The 17,360-nt window shown below is 54.3% G+C and carries 16 protein-coding genes and 3 tRNA genes; 15 read left to right on the forward strand and 4 right to left on the reverse strand.

All coding sequences use genetic code 11. The features are described 5' to 3' along the window. Window positions 1-4 precede the first annotated feature (4 nt). Window positions 5-904, reverse strand: a complete 900-nt coding sequence (locus tag HED22_RS03430; RefSeq protein ID WP_167718895.1) for an OmpA family protein — start codon at window positions 902-904, stop codon at window positions 5-7. Window positions 905-1,129: 225 nt separating this feature from the next. On the opposite strand from HED22_RS03430, the gene HED22_RS03435 reads away from it, so the two are divergent. The 3 genes from HED22_RS03435 (at window position 1,130) to HED22_RS03445 (ending at window position 3,292) form a co-directional block, all read left to right on the forward strand. Further along, window positions 1,130-2,110, forward strand: a complete 981-nt coding sequence (locus HED22_RS03435; protein ID WP_167718898.1) for a mechanosensitive ion channel family protein — start codon at window positions 1,130-1,132, stop codon at window positions 2,108-2,110. 165 nt (window positions 2,111-2,275) lie between these two features. Next, complete coding sequence (locus tag HED22_RS03440; protein WP_167718902.1) at window positions 2,276-2,857, forward strand: DJ-1/PfpI family protein; 582 nt, start codon at window positions 2,276-2,278, stop codon at window positions 2,855-2,857. Window positions 2,858-2,977: 120 nt separating this feature from the next. Beyond that, window positions 2,978-3,292, forward strand: coding sequence for a ribbon-helix-helix domain-containing protein (locus tag HED22_RS03445; protein WP_167718905.1), 315 nt, complete (start codon window positions 2,978-2,980; stop codon window positions 3,290-3,292). 30 nt (window positions 3,293-3,322) lie between these two features. On the opposite strand, the gene HED22_RS03450 is transcribed toward HED22_RS03445, so the two are convergent. The 3 genes from HED22_RS03450 to pyk all read right to left on the reverse strand — a co-directional run bounded on the left by HED22_RS03450 (window position 3,323) and on the right by pyk (window position 7,623). After that, complete coding sequence (locus tag HED22_RS03450; RefSeq protein WP_167718907.1) at window positions 3,323-4,306, reverse strand: hypothetical protein; 984 nt, start codon at window positions 4,304-4,306, stop codon at window positions 3,323-3,325. Window positions 4,307-4,311: 5 nt separating this feature from the next. After that, complete coding sequence (locus HED22_RS03455; protein WP_167718909.1) at window positions 4,312-5,838, reverse strand: DUF2336 domain-containing protein; 1,527 nt, start codon at window positions 5,836-5,838, stop codon at window positions 4,312-4,314. Window positions 5,839-6,201: 363 nt separating this feature from the next. Further along, on the reverse strand, window positions 6,202-7,623 hold the full coding sequence (pyk, locus tag HED22_RS03460; RefSeq protein ID WP_167718912.1) for a pyruvate kinase: 1,422 nt from the start codon (window positions 7,621-7,623) through the stop codon (window positions 6,202-6,204). Between the two features lie 284 nt (window positions 7,624-7,907). Between pyk and HED22_RS03465 the strand changes: the two genes are divergently transcribed. From HED22_RS03465 to HED22_RS03520, 12 genes are all read left to right on the forward strand, one after another. After that, on the forward strand, window positions 7,908-8,381 hold the full coding sequence (locus tag HED22_RS03465; RefSeq protein ID WP_167718917.1) for a dCMP deaminase family protein: 474 nt from the start codon (window positions 7,908-7,910) through the stop codon (window positions 8,379-8,381). A gap of 286 nt (window positions 8,382-8,667) precedes the next feature. Further along, window positions 8,668-9,162: a response regulator gene (locus tag HED22_RS03470; RefSeq protein WP_167718920.1), complete on the forward strand. Its 495-nt coding sequence runs from the start codon at window positions 8,668-8,670 to the stop codon at window positions 9,160-9,162. Then, window positions 9,159-9,713, forward strand: a complete 555-nt coding sequence (locus HED22_RS03475; protein ID WP_167718924.1) for a transcriptional regulator — start codon at window positions 9,159-9,161, stop codon at window positions 9,711-9,713. The genes HED22_RS03470 and HED22_RS03475 overlap by 4 nt, the downstream gene beginning before the upstream one ends. A 328-nt stretch (window positions 9,714-10,041) precedes the next feature. Next, window positions 10,042-10,118, forward strand: a tRNA-Asp gene (locus HED22_RS03480). A gap of 242 nt (window positions 10,119-10,360) precedes the next feature. Then, a tRNA-Asp gene (locus HED22_RS03485) sits at window positions 10,361-10,437 on the forward strand. Window positions 10,438-10,624: 187 nt separating this feature from the next. Further along, window positions 10,625-10,701 (forward strand) — tRNA-Asp (locus HED22_RS03490). A gap of 410 nt (window positions 10,702-11,111) precedes the next feature. Next, a complete protein-coding gene (locus HED22_RS03495; RefSeq protein ID WP_167718927.1) occupies window positions 11,112-12,701 on the forward strand; it encodes an ABC transporter substrate-binding protein in 1,590 nt (529 codons plus the stop codon). Window positions 12,702-12,727: 26 nt separating this feature from the next. Continuing rightward, window positions 12,728-13,795 carry an ABC transporter permease gene (locus tag HED22_RS03500; protein WP_175581091.1) on the forward strand — a complete coding sequence of 356 codons (1,068 nt, stop codon included), beginning with the start codon at window positions 12,728-12,730 and terminating at the stop codon, window positions 13,793-13,795. 2 nt (window positions 13,796-13,797) lie between these two features. Beyond that, on the forward strand, window positions 13,798-14,721 hold the full coding sequence (gene nikC, locus HED22_RS03505) for a nickel transporter permease (RefSeq protein WP_167718931.1): 924 nt from the start codon (window positions 13,798-13,800) through the stop codon (window positions 14,719-14,721). Window positions 14,722-14,723: 2 nt separating this feature from the next. Beyond that, entirely contained in the window at window positions 14,724-15,566 is an 843-nt protein-coding gene (locus HED22_RS03510; protein WP_167718934.1) for an ABC transporter ATP-binding protein, read from the forward strand. A gap of 11 nt (window positions 15,567-15,577) precedes the next feature. Continuing rightward, window positions 15,578-16,342: an ABC transporter ATP-binding protein gene (locus HED22_RS03515; RefSeq protein ID WP_167718936.1), complete on the forward strand. Its 765-nt coding sequence runs from the start codon at window positions 15,578-15,580 to the stop codon at window positions 16,340-16,342. 11 nt (window positions 16,343-16,353) lie between these two features. After that, the coding region (locus tag HED22_RS03520; protein WP_167718939.1) for a dipeptidase at window positions 16,354-17,360 on the forward strand (1,007 nt) is incomplete at its 3' end.

Below are 17,360 nucleotides of genomic sequence, written 5' to 3' on the forward strand. Positions count from 1 at the left end.
AAAATTAGTCGACAGAAATCGTCACACGACGGTTACGCGGTTCACGAACACCATCCGGAGTCGGGATCAGAAGATCGCCTTCACCAACAGCATCCTGCGATACCATGTCGCCTTTGATGCCACGACCGGTCAGCTCGCTAAGTGCTGCTGATGCACGACGCTCGGACAGACGCAGGTTATAGGCTGCCGGACCCGAGGTATCGGCGTGACCAACGATGGAAACATCACCCATCGACGATGCCCACTGCTCGGCAGCAGCATCAAGAACACGTTCGGAAACCGGGGTGATCGCAACGCTGTCAAAATCGAAGAAGATGGTGAACAGACGCGGCTCAGCAGCGGCAACAGGTGCTGCCATCGGCTCTGGCTCAACTGCGCGGAGTTCTGTCATTGCAGCTTCGAAATCTTTCCAGCACTGGGTGATCAGCTCGGTCTGCCAACCTTCTTCACTTTCTTCGACCCAGCAGTCATAACGCGCCTGAGCAACTGCGGCGGTTGTCGGCATTGCTTCACGCTTGCCATCGTCAAGAAGACCAAGAAGTTCGTCACGAACTGCACGCTTCTGGGCGATTTCTTCGTCCGAGAAACGCCAGTTGGCCGGATCTTCCGGAAGAACGATGGTGTCACCGCTTACGCGACCGGCTTTCTTGGCAAAGAAGTCGGCATCAAAATAGTCATACCATTCATCAGCTTCACGCTGTGCATAAGCCAGATATTCAGCTTTCAGCGCCTTGCCGAAATCAGTGGTCGGCTCCTGCGAAGAAAGCGCGGACGAAACAGAACTGCTATAGGTGAACGGGTTGCCACCATAAGGAACTGCGGTACCGCTGTTCTCTACAGTGCTACAAGCACTCAGAAGCGCAACGCCACCAAGAGCAAAAAGAATTTTCGGACGGATCTGCATGTCTTACCCCTGTCTTTAGGTTGTTATTCCGATAATAACTAAACACCAATGATGGTGATATTATGGTCTTTAACGAACGAAAAGGTGTCTTGTTCCATACACATGCAAAGAATTGGTGATTGCATTGCACTTTTCAAGCACACTCAAACCTGTAATGTTAATTCTCTCATACGGAAGTATGATTGGCAATCAACAGTATTATGACACGGAGCGGACGAGGTTCACATGATCGAAACCGATGTAGCGACCATCACAGAAATGCTTAAGGGGTTTGCGTTGGGCTTTGGCCTCGACCTGCTCGGCGCAGTCCTCATTCTACTCGTGGGCTGGTGGATAGCAGGACGCGCGGCCGCACTGGTGCGCCATTCGCTGAAAAACGCAAAATTTGTTGATGCGACGCTCAAGCCGCTGGCGGCAAGCATTGTGCGCTATGCGATTCTTGTATTTGTTATCATCGCTGTTCTGGCGAACTTCGGCGTTGAAACAACAAGCATTATCGCCGTACTCGGTGCGGCTGGCTTGGCAATCGGTCTTGCTTTGCAGGGCACGCTTTCCAATATTGCCGCCGGGGTGATGATCCTGATCCTGCGCCCGCTCAAGATCGATGAATTCGTTGAAGCTGGCTCTGTGTCGGGTACCGTGGTTGAAATCACGTTGTTTACCACCCTGCTCAAAACGCCGGACGGTGTCTTTATTTCTGCCCCGAACTCGCAAATCTGGAACAGCGCGATCAAAAACTATTCGCGCAACCCGACCCGTCGTCTCGATATCAAGGTCGGCATTTCCTATGACGACGATGTCGACGCAGCACTTGAGTTCCTCAAAAACCTTGTCGCATCCGATGAACGCGTTCTCAAGGATCCGGAACCAATGAGCTTTGTCGCCAATCTCGGTGAAAGCTCGGTCGACCTGACCGCACGCGGCTGGGTGCCCACCAGCGAATTCTGGCCCGCCTTCTTTGATCTGACCCGCAAGTCGAAAACGGAACTTGAGGCTGCTGGCTTCTCTATCCCGTTCCCGCAGCGCGATCTGCACATCATCGAAGGTGCTGAAACAGCCAGCGCAGCAAAACCTGCTGCAAAGGCCGCCGCCAAACCGGCAACCAAAACCGCCGCCAAGAAACCGGCAACCCGTTCCCGGTCAACTGCATCGAAATCGACGACCAAATCGACAGCTGCGAAAAAGACACCAGCGTCAAAAAGCTGATTTCTTTTCCAAACACCAGCATCACGAAAGAGGCCCAAACGGGCCTCTTTTTTTTGTTTGGATCGCTTACGTAGTACCCCGCTGTTACCCGCCCGGCTGCCATCGGGCGTATAATTCACGTCCTTGCCCAACGACGGCAAATCAAAACAAGCGGGAGGATAAAATATGTCTGCGAAAAAAATTCTCATGATTACCGGTGACTACGCCGAAGATTACGAAACCATGGTTCCGTTTCAGACTCTTCTGGCCGTTGGCCATCATGTCGATGCCGTCTGCCCGGATAAGAAAGCCGGTGACACGGTCGCGACCGCCATCCATGATTTCGAAGGGGATCAGACCTATAGCGAAAAGCGCGGTCACAACTTTGCGCTTAATGCCGATTTCGCATCCGCACGGGCAGAAGACTATGACGCCCTTCTGATCCCGGGTGGACGTGCACCGGAATATCTGCGCCTGAACGAAGATGTCATTCGTCTGGTCCGTGACTTCCATGCAGCTAACAAACCGATTGCAGCCGTTTGCCATGGCGCACAACTTCTGGCAGCCGCCGACATCATCAAGGACCGCAAGGTTTCGGCCTACCCGGCTTGCGCGCCGGAGGTCAAACTGGGTGGTGGTGTCTATGCCGACATCGCGATTGATGACGCCTGCACGGATGGCAATCTGGTGACAGCACCGGCATGGCCGGCTCACCCGAAATGGATGGCCGCATTCCTTAAGGTTCTGGGCACTGAAATCAATCTGTAATGGATCGTCGCCCAAACGTTTATTGCGTTTGGGCGACATTTGATTGACCATGGCCCCAACCAAAAAAAGAAGACCGCTGTACGTTTCGTAACAGCGGCATCAACAGGAAAGGCCGTCCCAATGTGTCAAATCTATTCTGGAACCGATCCCGATCTATACCAATCTGTCAGCCGCTCGTTGCGGATCAATGGTGTGGTAACCAGCCTGCGCCTTGAACTGCGTTTCTGGCAGATTGTTGATGAAATCGCCGCGGGTGAAGGTTTCACCACGCCGCAGTTTCTTGGCAAAATTCATGATGAAGTTGTCGCAAAGCGCGGCGAGATCGCGAATTTCGCATCCCTTGTGCGCGTGATTTGCACAGTCTATCTGGAAAAACAGGCAGGCTTGCATGTCCATGTCCCAGAAAATGCTGCAGCATCCCCGATTCACAGCTAACGACCTGTCAGGTCTGTTTTTACTGGTTGTTTAATTCAGCCAGGAAGACAGTTCACGCGTGCTGAACCCGCCGCTGGTCATGATGTTCGGGCTGCTATTGCGCTTCAGGGTCGGCTCAGCCGGTTTGATGATGCTGTTGCGACGATGCATTCCGGCTGCTGCCCCGAAATCAATCTGCGAGCGCCCGACAATATCTGCTGCCTTGATAGTCGGCCCCGACCCGTTGGTGACGCTTGATGCATTGATCGGTGTTTGCGCGGACTGCGGGCCTTGGTGTTTTTGCTTGGCTTCATAAATCCAGCGCAGTTCCTGCTTCAGGGTCTGGTATTCCGGTGTATCGGGCGCGGAATTGACCTCATTGACGATCTGAAGCTTCACCATCTGCGGGAAACGATCAAGGCGCTCCAGCAGCATGAATTTCACGCTGGGCCGCACCGCATCAGAACGCATCAGCTTCATCACCAGACGGCGATAGATATCGATGCGCAGGTTGCCATTGGATGCCAGTTCGATGAATTCCTCGACGAATTCACGGGCTTCCATTTTACCATCAAGCAAAGCCCGAAGGTTATTCCCCATCGCACGGCGATAGGCTTCACGGATTTCCACCACGTGATTGGATGCACGCGTGCGCACAAGGTGGAAGGCTTCCGGGCTGAAGGCATTCTTGGTCAGGAGTTTGGCGCAATCGGCAACCAGTTCGTGTTTGGTTGCCTCGGATACGACTTCAAAAACCCCGGTGATCAATTCCTTGCACTTGGCATGCGGTCCCATTCGGATCGCTGCGGCCAAGGCCATCGGGCTTTCTGGATCCTTCGTGGCAATCACGGCCAGTGCGAATGGATCGTCATACTGCATCAGGGCAAGGTCGTTGCTCAGCAAGTGTTCCGGCATCAACAGGCGTTGTTGTTTCGCCGCCCCGGTTACGGTAAGCGGTTCGCCAGACAGATAGCTTTCCTTGATGTTAAGGGCATGTTTTAGCCCCTCATATGAGATGCCGTGATTGCTGCTCATGGCACTCAGTCCTCTTTGCGACCCTTGGATCGCCTGTCAGAGACCAGGCCTTCAAGTCCGCCACTGTTACGCCCCGCTCTGGGACGAAGACCGCGGCTGCGCCCCGAATTCCGCGTAGCTGTTTTCGGCGGCTCTGCGGGGGCCGGTTCACTTTCTTTTTCGACCTTCGTGCGCGAAACCACCGGCTTCATATCGCTGAAGAAATCGATATACCAGTCCATGTCAGCCGCTGCCATCGCATAGCGACCACCGGCTGCCGGGCTTTCAATTGCCGATTCTGGAATACCATTGCTGATCTGCAAGACGACGGCCGCAGGCGCGGTCATTCCCGCACGCCATGCAAGGGCGGTAATCGCCCGCGCGCTGCCAGAATCAAGGATCTTGGAAACGGCGTTGGGCCGGATTTGCGCATATTGTGCAAGTGCCTGCACGACAAGCGCGTCATCGTTGCGCGACAGGGCATCAAGCACATACTGGTCCATCGTCATCTTGTCGTCAGACGCCTCGACGATATCGTTTTCGACCATTTCGTTATCGGAAATCTCGACATCCATCTCGCTATCGCGCGGTGGCATCGGCATCCGGTTTTCAAAGCGGGCCTTTTCGATCCGCTGACGCACCGATTGGCGCAAGGCGCGCGCGACTTCGGTGCGCATCCGGCCTTGTTCAACCAGGGTATCAAACAGCGATGCCATGATGAAATGGGCAATGCGACGCTGTGCCTGACGCGAAATGCGGTTCTGGCCGCCCATAATGTCGTTTTCGGGTGCCTTTGGCTTCGGCGTAGCGTTCTCGGCGAACTGCGGTGTCATCGGCACGACGTTGCGCGGTGCATCATCAGACGACAGCAACCGGTTCAGCAAACCGCCCTTTTCCTTTCCGGCCTGCTGTTTGATCAGACGGGCCTTGGCGGCGGCTTGAAGCTCTGCCTTTTCACGTTCTGCAGCGGTCTGAACGAATTCAGCACGTCCACGCATGATGTCAAGGAAGTCGGCATCACTCAGAAGTTCGATATAATCGGCAATCGATACCCGGCCAATTGCCTGAATATCCTGCCGCAGACGGGTAGCCGCCTGACGGGTCATATACGGGGTATGCCCCAGTTCCTGTTCGATCAGCGAAATCACCTGCGGGCGATAGCAATCCCCCATATTGGCAATCGCGGCGACGAATTCGTCAACCATGTCGAGACGTTCAGAGGGACTTAACTCTGTCAGGTGTCGGCGCAGACGGCGTGCGACATCCATGCGGACGTCACTATCGAAATCAGGCACATCTTCAACATCATCAAGCGCATCCATTTCGGATGAAAGGCGCGCGGCATGCTCAAGACCTGCGGCATCGGCAGAATTGTTGGAAATATGTTTGCGGGGAATTGCACGGCTCTGATGAGCGTGACCAGCTTCAGATCCAAACGTCTCAGGTGCGATCGTACGTACAGTGTCGGCCAAATCACGCAGCTTTGCCGAGGCTTTGTCATCAAGCCCCTCATTGCCCGCATTCTTTTGCCGATTGAACATCCAACTCAGCATTATCGCAGTTATTCCCCTGGTCCCGTGCCTGGCGGCATATCGGCATCGACGTTGCGATGCCTTGTTTTTGTGTTTTGTCAGAATAGCTTAACCGAAACTGACAGCGATACACAACCAGACAAGACGTCTAAATTTGATAGCCCAACCTCGATGGCTCATATCCTTGGACAGAGCCCTGATTACAGAATGACTATCGGCGCAAAGACTCAAAAAAACATTAACGATCAAAGGGGTTATACAGCGCCCTGCCCGTTACCATCGAAAAACGCCCCAAAGAGCCGTTTCCTTGCCCAACAGCCATAAGAAAACGGGCGCCCGAAAGGACGCCCGTGATCTGTAATTCTCTATACGCAACTGATTGGGTTAATTATTGCCAACCCATGCGATGCGCAGAATATTGGTCGCACCCGGGGTTCCGAACGGAACACCCGCGGTAATCACCAGCGAATCACCCGGTCCGGCAAACTCTTCGCGTTTTGCGACTTCTGTGGCGATCCCGACCATTTCAGCAAAGTTGGTAGCATCCCGGGTAAAGACCGGATGCACACCCCAGCACAAAGCCAGACGACGTGCAGTCTGAATCCGTGGCGTCAGACCAAGAATCGGAACTTCCGGACGCTCACGCGCTGCACGGAAGGCCGTCGACCCGGACGAAGTATAGTTCACAACCGCTTTCGCACCGATTGTGGCTGCGACCTGGCGGGCCGCCGCACTGATCGCATCCGGGGCATTATGCTCCGGATCCGGACGGTTGGCATCGCGCATGCGGTAATACAGTTCATCCTGTTCAACACGCACCAGAATCCTGTTCATGATCGATACGGTTTCTAGCGGATATTTACCAACCGCACTCTCGGCCGAGAGCATCACGGCATCCGCACCATCATAGATCGCGGTCGCGACGTCTGATGCCTCTGCACGGGTCGGTGCCGGGTTTGACACCATCGAGTCCAGCATCTGTGTCGCAACAATCACCGGTTTGCCGGCTTCGCGGCAAGACTTGATGATGCGTTTCTGCAGGATCGGTACATCTTCCGGCGGGCATTCGACACCAAGGTCACCACGGGCCACCATGATCATGTCGGACAGATCGACAATCTCATCAAGGTGATCAATCGCCTGCGGCTTTTCCAGCTTGGAAACGATGGCCGCACGTCCCTGAATGATCTTGCGCGCTTCGGCCACGTCTTCGGGACGCTGCACAAAGGAAAGTGCTACGAAATCGACACCCATCTCAAGACCGTAATCCAGATCGGCACGATCCTTGTCCGTCAGCGGTGACAGCGGCAGCATGACGTCAGGAAGGTTGACACCCTTGCGGTTTGACAGTGGTCCGCCGGTAATGACGGTGCATTCCGCCGACTTGTCATCGCATTTGTCGACCTGCATGCGCAGTTTGCCATCATCAAGCAACAGGTGCGCACCCGGCTTGAGTGCCGCATAGACTTCGGGATGGGGCAACGCCACGCGCTTCTTGTCGCCCGGCTTCTTGTCCATGTCGAACTTGAACTTGTCACCGGCTTCGAGTTCGATCTGCTCATCAGCAAAGGTACCGACACGAATTTTCGGCCCCTGAAGATCCATCAGAATACCGATCGGACGGCCGAGTTTTTCTTCTACAGCGCGGATCGCCTCGAAACGGGCCAGATGTTCTGAGTGTTCCCCATGCGAGAAGTTCAGGCGGAATACGTCCACGCCCGATTCAACAATTTTCTCGAGGATTTCTGGCTTTGAACTTGCCGGCCCCAGGGTCGCGATGATCTTCGCCTTACGTTGACGGCGCATCGGCTACTACCTCTTGTTATTCGGTTTACACATGATCCTTCTCGCTTCGGCCTGCATCTGCGGCGAGACGAAAAGGCGTCCTGATATTTTCTGGGGGTAACTCCTTAATAATCAATCAGCCCCTATTTGAACAGGAACTTTTCTTTAAATGCCTTTACAAAAATGTGATTTTTCACTGGACAATTACAAGAAGCCCCTTCTTTAAAGGACCCTTGCCGGTAACAACGCCGGTCGTAACTGACAGGCCAACAAAACGCCCCTCTGGCGCAGACAGGACCCTTTTCATGAGCAAATGGCACCACCGCTTTCTCGGACTTGCAGCCCATATTGCAGACTGGTCAAAAGACCGCAGCACTCAGGTCGGTGCCGTTGTCATCGGCCCGAAAAAGGAAATTCGCGCTGTCGGCTATAACGGTTTCCCGCGCGGGGTCGATGATGAAGTCGAAACCCGCCATCAGCGTCCGGAAAAATACGCCTATACCGAACATGCGGAACGCAATGCCATTTATAATGCCAGCTATACCGGGACATCGCTTGATGGCTGTGCGCTGTATGTCACCCACTTTCCCTGCTGCGATTGCGCACGTGCCATCATTCAGGCTGGCATTGCCGAGGTCTATGTCGACAAGTCGAAACTGACCCCCGATTTCCTCGAACGCTGGGAACAGGATATGAAAATTTCCACCGAGATGTTCGCGGAGTCCGGTGTAAGCGTAAAGGTCATTGAAGACGACGGCACCACTAAACCCATGAAATAAAAACCGATCTTCCTCTTTACACCCAGAAAAAATCACCAATATTGGGTGTGTTCAAACCGGACACGAGCACCAAAAACAATAAGACGCAAACGTCGTCTGTTCGATATTTCAAGCTGTCTTGGGGTCAGTATTTGTCAGATTTCCGGCCTTTCCTCATTGCGGTTTGGCCTTGCCGGAAACCAGACAAAGGTATAAGGGTTTACGGGTCAGCAACGGGGTATGATTTGCTGCTGTATTATCCTGAACAGCGACGCATTTCGTGATGATGCTCAGGAACCGAGGCCGGATGAACGCGAAAATAGACTTTAGTAAGATCAGTTTTTTGATCGTTGACGGGGACAAGATTTCGGCTCAGGTGGTCTATGACACGCTCGCCTATTTGGGGGCCAGTCATATCCAGCGGGTTAAATCGCCGAATAATGCCTTTGATGTACTGCGCACGGAAAAGATCGACATTGTGATTTGCGAATGGCGCCTGCATGGCATGGATGGACTTGAGTTCCTTGATGTGATGCGCAATTCGACCAACTCACCGAACCGTTTCATTCCGGTAATCATGTTGACCGCACATTCCGAGCTTCGCTATGTGACAACGGCACGTGATCTTGGCATTACGGAATTTCTTGCAAAACCCTTCAACGCCAAGGCACTTTATAGCCGTCTGGTATCGGTCATTACCCGACCGCGTGTCTTTGTGAACACCGGTACGTATTTTGGCCCGGACCGACGTCGTCGACAGGTCGAGTTCGATGGTCCTGATCGCAGGAGCATGGACGAATGAGCCACTTTGACTGGGGAAGCGGAGCCATCGTGAAGCCTGAACAACCTAAGAAGAAAAAGAATGTGCAGATCATCCCTGCACAGACCGATCTGAAGCGCCGGGCCGTAAATTTCGTCAAGGGTTTTGACATCAACCTGTCCTCTGAGCAAATCGAAGAGCTCGAACAGGTTGTGCAACGCAGTTCCGAAACGTTCGTCCGCGATATCGGCAAGGATTTGATGGAATGCCGCAAGACGGTGATCGCTGGCCTTGGCGACAAATCCAAACGCCCCCAGGCCATTACTGCGGCAGGTGACCTTGCCTATTCGGTCAAGGCCCTTGGCGGCACCTTCCAGTATCCTCTGATGACCCAGATCGCCAAATCGATGGAAACCTTCGTTGCGGACCGCACCACCGCCAACGAAAAACAGCTGCTCGTCTTGCAGCTACACATCGACTCGCTTTATGTCATTCTGGCTGGTCGCGTTACCGGTTTTGGCTCGACTGTTGAACAGGCAACTGTTGCAGCCCTGACCAAACTGACCGAACGCTACGAAGACCCGCGCGAATAGTCACCCCTTCATCGATTGCCGTTCTTAAGGCTACCCAACGGGTGCTGCCAATGCGCTGATGTCAGCGAACTGGCACAAATCGATGCGCGCCCCCTCTTCCGCCGCGACCTAAATGACGACGACAATCGAAACCGCACCTCCCGCAGGCTCGGCCGCCGAATTCTGTCTCCCAACAGCACACAGTCCGTGCGTTAAACACGGAACTTTGGCGCGCTCGATACGCCCCGCGTTTCTACCGGCAGAGGAATGGCTTTGAAAATTGAAATTCCGGGTCAAAAACCGCTTGCGCCACCTGTGAGTGACTGCTAAAAACCGCGCCACGCACCATGCGGGTGTAGCTCAGTTGGTTAGAGCGCCGGCCTGTCACGCCGGAGGCCGCGAGTTCAAGTCTCGTCACTCGCGCCATTCCCTCCCTGATGGGAATGACGTACAAAATAAGCGCCGCGATTATTCGCTGGCGCTTTTTTGTTTTCTGACCTTTCCCCGTGCCCGCCAAGCATCGCAAACCAGCGATCGCATGCTGCAAAAATGGCGTCCTGTTTCGGCCATTTCCCCATGCCACACCGACAAATTTCCGGTCCGTCTTTTTTTTGCAAAAAAGCCCTTGCCAGAGCGAACCACCCCTTATATAAACCGCGCCACACCATGCGGGTGTAGCTCAGTTGGTTAGAGCGCCGGCCTGTCACGCCGGAGGCCGCGAGTTCAAGTCTCGTCACTCGCGCCATTCCCTCCCTGATTGGGAATGACGTACAAAATAAGCGCCGCGATTATTCGCTGGCGCTTTTTTGCTTTCAGACGCCTGTTGCCCCATCAAACCGGCAAAACTGGCCGTCGCATTTTTCTTTCGAAAATCGGTCAAAAAACACTTGCCACCATGGGGCGGTCTTTATATAAACCGCGCCACGCACCATGCGGGTGTAGCTCAGTTGGTTAGAGCGCCGGCCTGTCACGCCGGAGGCCGCGAGTTCAAGTCTCGTCACTCGCGCCATTCCCTCCCTGATTGGGAATGACGTACAAAACAAGCGCCGCGATTATTCGCTGGCGCTTTTTTGTTTTTTTGTCCCGACGTTGGCCTGCCCTCCATCATAGCCGCTCGGGTGAAGCAACAATTCCGTCACGCAACCACAAAGCAGCAGTTTTATCGCAGAATCTGTCTTTTGATGATTTAGACAGCAATCCTGACCGACTGGTCATTGATTAATCGTATAAATTATGCTCAGCTTCACGGGCACTAAGCGAAACACCTGCAGGCCGCCCCACTGATCTTCGGGCCTGAGGGCGTCGGCCGAACCCCGGATGGTCCCAAAGCTGAGCCAATCTCGTTTTGACCGTCCACTCGATTGCCTATCAGTCCGCGCCTTGGCCTGCAGTCCCACAACAACAAACGGGAGGCGCATCATGCGCAAATTTATCGCAGGGCTGGTCATGGGGACCGCGCTCGCTACCGCACCTTTGATGGCGCAGGCGGAGACGCCGAAAAATGCACTTGTCATGGCTTTTGCCATTGATGACATCATCACGCTTGATCCGGCACAGATTTTCGAATTTTCCGGCGCTGAATATGCCGGTAACACCTATGACCGTCTGATCGGCTTCGATAACGACGATGTCTCGAAAATCTATGGTGTGGTCGCCGAAAGCTGGGATGTCTCGGAAGACGGCAAAACCTTCACCTTCAAAATCCGCGATGGCATCGAATTCGCGTCGGGTAATGACCTGACCGCCGAAGACGCGGCCTTTTCCTTGCAGCGTGTGATTTTGCTTGATCAGTCGCCGGCCTTCATTCTTGGCCAGTTCGGTTTCACCGCCGACAACGTCAAGGACAAGATCTACGCGACCGATGATTCTACTCTGGTCATGGAAGTCGACAAACCATACGCGCCAAGCTTCGTGCTGTACTGCCTGACCGCTGGCGTCGGCTCGGTTGTCGACAAGGAAGAAGTCCTTGCCCACGAAGTCGATGGCGACCTTGGTCACGAGTGGCTTAAAACCAACTATGCCGGTTCCGGCCCGTTCGCGTTGAACAAATGGACAGCTGGCGAAAGCCTCAGCCTGACCGGCAATGAAGATTACTGGGATGGCGCGCCGGCAATGAAGCGCGTGATCATTCAGAGCGTCAAGGAAGCCGCTGCACAGCAACTGCTTCTTGAAAAAGGCGATATCGACATTGCCCGTAACCTCGAAGCCGATCAGTTGGCCGCAATCTCGGACAATGACGACGTCAAAATGCTCTCCAAGGGCAAGGGCGCACTCTGGTATCTCGGTCTGTCACAGAAGAACGAATATCTGTCGAACCCGAAAGTCCGCGAAGCTCTGAAATACCTTGTCGACTACAAGGGCATTTCCGAAACCATCCTGGCTGGTCGTTCGCAGATCCATCAGGCCTTCCTGCCTGAAGGTTTCCTCGGTGCATATAACGAGAACCCGTATTCGCTCGATGTCGAAAAGGCCAAATCTCTTCTGGCCGAAGCTGGCTATCCGGACGGGTTCAGCGTAACCATGGATACCCGTAACACCACCGCGATTATGGCGATGGCACAATCGATCCAGGCAACCTGGGCACAGGCTGGCATCAATCTGGAAATCATTCCGGGCGATGGCAAACAGACCCTGACCAAATACCGTGCCCGTCAGCACGATATCTATATCGGTCGCTGGGGCCCGGATTATCAGGATCCGCATACCAACGCATCTACCTTCGCATGGAATCCGGACAACTCCGACGATGCTGCTGCCAAGCCGCTTGCTTGGCGTAACTCCTGGGATGCCGGCGATCTGACTGCAAAAACCGATGCTGCCACCCTTGAGCGCGATGATGCGAAACGTGCAGCGATGTATGTCGATCTTCAGAAAGAAGTTCTGGAAAGTGGTCCGTTCGTGATCATGTTCCAGGAAACCGAAATCGCATCCATGCGCGGTAACGTGAACAACTTCGTCCTCGGTCCGTCATTCGATAACAACTATTATCGTTACGTTACCAAAGACTAACTTCGACGAAGGAGACAACGGTCGTAATGTCCGCTGTTAAACGCAATAAACGAAACGGGCGCAACCGCGCCCGTTTCACTTCCGGCCCGCCGGCAACTGTCCTGCGGCTGGTCTTTTCGCTCGCCATTACATTTTTTGGTTTGCTTGTTGTCACATTCCTGATCGGCCGCGTCTTGCCGATTGACCCGGTGCTCGCAGCTGTCGGGGACCATGCATCACAAAGCACTTATGACCGCGTGCAGGAGGAAATGGGGCTCAATCTGCCCCTCTGGCAGCAATTCTTTATCTATATTTCCAATGTCGTTCAGGGTGATTTCGGCCAGTCCGTGCTGACATCAAATTCCGTGCTTGATGATATCAAACGCGTGTTTCCGGCAACCCTTGAACTGGCAACCCTCGCAACCATCATCGGTGTTCTCCTGGGTGTTCCCGCAGGCGTTTTTGCCGCGATCAACAAGGGGAAATGGCCTGATCACGTTGTACGTGTCATCGGTCTTGCCGGATATTCCATGCCGATCTTCTGGCTGGGCCTGATGGGGCTTCTGGTATTTTACATGAAGCTCGACTGGGTCGCTGGTCCCGGACGCCTTGATTCGTTTTATGTCGACTTCATCGAACCGACCACCGGTCTGATGCTGGTCGATACGCTGATCGAAGGCGACATGGATCTGTTCTGGAATGCTGTCTCGCACATCATTCTGCCTGCATCCATCCTTGCCTATTTCTCGTTGGCCTATATTGCGCGCATGACGCGTTCCTTCATGCTCGAACAACTCAGTCAGGAATATATCCTGACCGCACGGGTCAAAGGCATTTCCGAACATCGCATCATCTGGCGTCATGCACTTGGCAACGTCATGGTGCCGCTGGTGACCGTGATTGCGCTTTCCTATGCCAATCTGCTCGAAGGATCGGTTCTGACCGAAATCATCTTCGCATGGCCGGGACTTGGCCTTTACATCACCAACTCGCTGCTCAACGCGGATATGAACGCGGTTCTCGGTGGCACAATTGTGGTGGGTGCGGTCTTTATCGGGGTGAACATGCTTTCTGACGTGCTCTACCGCCTGCTCGACCCCAGAGCGCGGAGATAACGATGACAACACAAACTTCCACTTCACAAACCGGCCTTAAACAATGGCTGACATCCGATACGCCCAAGTCACGCTGGCAAGCCAAATGCGGACGTGCCTGGCTTGGCTGGATCAAGTTTACCGAAAACAAGCTTGCCATGATCGGGCTGTCGATTGTTATCGGTCTTATTCTGGTAACGATCATTGCCCCGCTTCTGGCCCCCTATGATCCCTTGGCTGCTGATCTTGCCAACCGTATTCAGCCACCCAGTACCGACCACTGGTTTGGCACCGATCAGTTGGGCCGCGATATCCTGTCGCGCCTGATCTATGGTGCGCAATATACCCTACTGATTGTCGCCCTTGTTGCCATCACTGCCGCCCCGTTAGGTCTTCTGGTTGGAACGGCTGCGGGCTATTTCGGCGGATGGGTTGATGCCACCCTGATGCGCATTACCGATATCTTTCTGGCTTTCCCGAAACTGATCCTGGCACTGGCCTTTGTCTCTGCCCTTGGACCGGGTTTGGAAAACGCCATTCTGGCGATTGCGATTACCGCTTGGCCGCCCTATGCCCGGATCGCGCGCGCCGAAACCATTACGGTGCGCAAATCCGACTTCATCGAAGCCGCCCGTCTTCAGGGCGCGTCCAACATGGGCCTGATTTCCGGTCATATCATGCCGATGTGCATCAGCTCGCTAGTCGTGCGCGTCACCCTTGATATGGCGGGTATGATCCTGATTGCCGCTGGTTTGGGCTTCCTTGGTCTTGGTGCTCAGCCACCGATGCCGGAATGGGGTGCAATGGTTTCTGATGGTCGTCAGTTCCTGCTTGAACAATGGTGGGTTGCCACCGTACCGGGCCTTGCGATCTTCATCGTCAGCCTTGGCTTCAATCTTCTGGGCGATGGCCTGCGTGATGTTCTTGACCCGCGTGGAGGCGATTGATCATGTCCAATGAAACTCTTCTGTCGGTCAAGAACCTCGAAGTCACCTTCAACACGCCCAAGGGCGATGTGCACGCAGTACGCGGCGTATCGTTTAACCTTGGTCGTGAACGGCTTGGTATTGTTGGCGAATCCGGGTCTGGCAAATCCCAGACCGGGCGCGCCATTCTCGGTCTGACCGCGGCCAACGGCAAAATCACCGCCGATCAGATGACCTTTCACGATGTCGATCTCGCCAACCTTTCGCCGAAACAATGGCGCAAGGTGCGCGGTGCGCGCATTTCCATGATCATGCAGGACCCGAAATATTCGCTGAACCCTGTCATGACCATTGGCGACCAGATCATCGAGGCCTACCGCGAACATCACAATGTCAACGCCAAGGAAGCCCGCCACCGCGCCATTGATATGCTTGATGCGGTTAAAATTCGTGATCCCGAACGGGTGTTCAATTCCTACCCACACGAAGTATCCGGCGGCATGGGACAACGCGTCATGATCGCCATGATGCTGATCCCCGATCCCGAACTGATCATTGCCGACGAACCGACATCCGCCCTTGATGTCACCGTACAGCTACAGGTCATGGCGATCCTTGATGATCTTGTACGTGATCGCGGCATGGCACTGATTTTCATCAGTCATGACCTGCAACTGGTTTCAAGTTTCTGCGACCGTGTGCTGGTCATGTATCAGGGCCATGTGGTCGAAGAAATCGCGGCCTCTGCCCTGCACGAGGCCAAACACCCCTACACCAAGGGACTTTTGAACTGCTTGCCGAAAATGGATGGCAATCATGCTGATTTGCCGATCCTTGAACGCGAAGCAAGCTGGGCCGAAGGTTAAGGGGAAAGCACATGATTGAAATTAACAAACTCAACGCCTGGTTTGACGACAACCACGTTCTCAAGGATGTCGATATTAATGTTCCGAAAAACGGATCCTTCGGTTTGGTTGGTGAATCGGGATCGGGCAAATCAACAGTCCTTCGCACCATCACCGGCCTTGTCGATGACTGGGAGGGAGAAATCCTTGTCAATAACAAGCAACTCGGCCCAACGCGGGACAAGACGTTTTACCGCCTCGCACAAATGGTGTTTCAGGACCCGTTCGGATCGCTTCATCCGCGTCATACCATCGACCGTATCCTGACCGAGCCGGTCAATATCCACGGGCTTGGCGATTCCGATGGCCGTGTGGTGCAGGCCCTTGAGCAGGTCGGCTTGGATAACTCCTTCCGCTTCCGTTATCCCCACCAGCTTTCCGGTGGGCAGCGCCAGCGTGTCGCGATTGCACGCGCGCTGATCCTTGAACCCAAGATTCTGCTGCTTGATGAACCGACATCGGCGCTTGATGTGTCAATTCAGGCCGAAGTTCTTAATCTTCTCAGTCGCTTGCGCCGCGAACTTGGCCTGACCTATATCATGGTCAGTCACGACCTCGCCGTCGTGGCGCATATGTGCGACGATATTGCCATCATGAACCATGGCCGTATTGTTGAACGCGCCACCGCCAGCCAACTGGCAGACGGAACACTTGAACATCCCTACTCGCAACAGCTTTACAAGGCTGCCGGCGGCTATGATCGCGCCGTTGTCGACAGCTTTGTCGATTGGGACTGACCGGAGATACCATGACAAACGCCGCCACCAACAGCTTTGCAACGCCCTTCGCCCCTGCTGACAGCAAACTGACCAATTACCAGCGCAAGCATATCCCTGCCTTCACCTGGGATGCCCATGCTTGCCTGCCTTTGGATGAAAAGACGCCCATCGATCTGCTTGATACCTATATCGCGGGCAAGATCGATTATGTCTGCGTCAATGTCGGCATGGATATGAACACGGTCGCTCATATCCTGCGCGTAATTGCCGCCTTCCGTGCAAAGATCGCTGCCCACCCTGACAAATACATGCAGATCGAAAGTTTTGAGGATCTGGCGATTGCCAAATCCAAAGGTTTGCTTGGTGTCGGGTTTGATCTGGAAGGCTCGGTCATGTTGCAAGACATGCCCGAAATGGTGCCGGTCTTTGCCAAGCTTGGCGTCAAGCAAATCCACTTTGCCTATAACCGCAATAATTCGGTCGCGGGCGGCTGTCATGATACCGACATCCCGCTGACCGATCTGGGTATTGAAATGGTCAAGGCCGTGAACAATAGCGGCATGATCATGGATTGCTCGCACACCGGTCGGCAAAGCTCGCTTGATATCATGCGGGTCTCCTCCAAACCGGTTGTCTTCAGCCACGCCAACCCCAAGGAATTGGGCGGTCATGAACGCTGCATTGATGATGAACAGATCAAGGCCTGCGCGGATACCGGTGGTGTGATCGGCATCTGTGGCTTCCAGCGCTTCATCAAATCCAAAAACGCGCCGGAAGTCCCCGACATGATCCGCCATATCAAATATGCGGTTGATCTGGTCGGGGTCGATCATGTCGGCATTGGGCTCGATACCATGCCCTCAGTTGCGGGCACCAACGACTTCCCCGACGGGGTAGACAAGGATCACTACTGGCCCGCCGCCAGCGGCTATGGCCCGGCGGCCGGTGGCGCTGCGGTGTTTGATCCGCGCAAACTCCCTGCCCTTGCCGATGCCTTGATTTCGGTCGGCTATTCGGCGGATGACGTCGATAAAAT

The organism is Thalassospira sp. HF15 (genome assembly GCF_011806525.1).
GTDB lineage: Bacteria > Pseudomonadota > Alphaproteobacteria > Rhodospirillales > Thalassospiraceae > Thalassospira.

What these genes read in the sequence shown, in the direction of transcription:
- HED22_RS03435 (WP_167718898.1), top strand. Translation starts at nt 1,130, where the DNA reads ATGATCGAAACCGATGTAGCGACCATCACAGAAATGCTTAAGGGGTTT.
- HED22_RS03450 (WP_167718907.1), bottom strand. Translation starts at nt 4,306, where the DNA reads ATGAGCAGCAATCACGGCATCTCATATGAGGGGCTAAAACATGCCCTT.
- HED22_RS03500 (WP_175581091.1), top strand. Translation starts at nt 12,728, where the DNA reads ATGTCCGCTGTTAAACGCAATAAACGAAACGGGCGCAACCGCGCCCGT.
- HED22_RS03510 (WP_167718934.1), top strand. Translation starts at nt 14,724, where the DNA reads ATGTCCAATGAAACTCTTCTGTCGGTCAAGAACCTCGAAGTCACCTTC.
- HED22_RS03445 (WP_167718905.1), top strand. Translation starts at nt 2,978, where the DNA reads ATGTGTCAAATCTATTCTGGAACCGATCCCGATCTATACCAATCTGTC.
- HED22_RS03475 (WP_167718924.1), top strand. Translation starts at nt 9,159, where the DNA reads ATGAGCCACTTTGACTGGGGAAGCGGAGCCATCGTGAAGCCTGAACAA.
- HED22_RS03440 (WP_167718902.1), top strand. Translation starts at nt 2,276, where the DNA reads ATGTCTGCGAAAAAAATTCTCATGATTACCGGTGACTACGCCGAAGAT.
- nikC (WP_167718931.1), top strand. Translation starts at nt 13,798, where the DNA reads ATGACAACACAAACTTCCACTTCACAAACCGGCCTTAAACAATGGCTG.
- HED22_RS03470 (WP_167718920.1), top strand. Translation starts at nt 8,668, where the DNA reads ATGAACGCGAAAATAGACTTTAGTAAGATCAGTTTTTTGATCGTTGAC.
- HED22_RS03495 (WP_167718927.1), top strand. Translation starts at nt 11,112, where the DNA reads ATGCGCAAATTTATCGCAGGGCTGGTCATGGGGACCGCGCTCGCTACC.
- HED22_RS03465 (WP_167718917.1), top strand. Translation starts at nt 7,908, where the DNA reads ATGAGCAAATGGCACCACCGCTTTCTCGGACTTGCAGCCCATATTGCA.
- pyk (WP_167718912.1), bottom strand. Translation starts at nt 7,623, where the DNA reads ATGCGCCGTCAACGTAAGGCGAAGATCATCGCGACCCTGGGGCCGGCA.
- HED22_RS03515 (WP_167718936.1), top strand. Translation starts at nt 15,578, where the DNA reads ATGATTGAAATTAACAAACTCAACGCCTGGTTTGACGACAACCACGTT.
- HED22_RS03430 (WP_167718895.1), bottom strand. Translation starts at nt 904, where the DNA reads ATGCAGATCCGTCCGAAAATTCTTTTTGCTCTTGGTGGCGTTGCGCTT.
- HED22_RS03455 (WP_167718909.1), bottom strand. Translation starts at nt 5,838, where the DNA reads ATGCTGAGTTGGATGTTCAATCGGCAAAAGAATGCGGGCAATGAGGGG.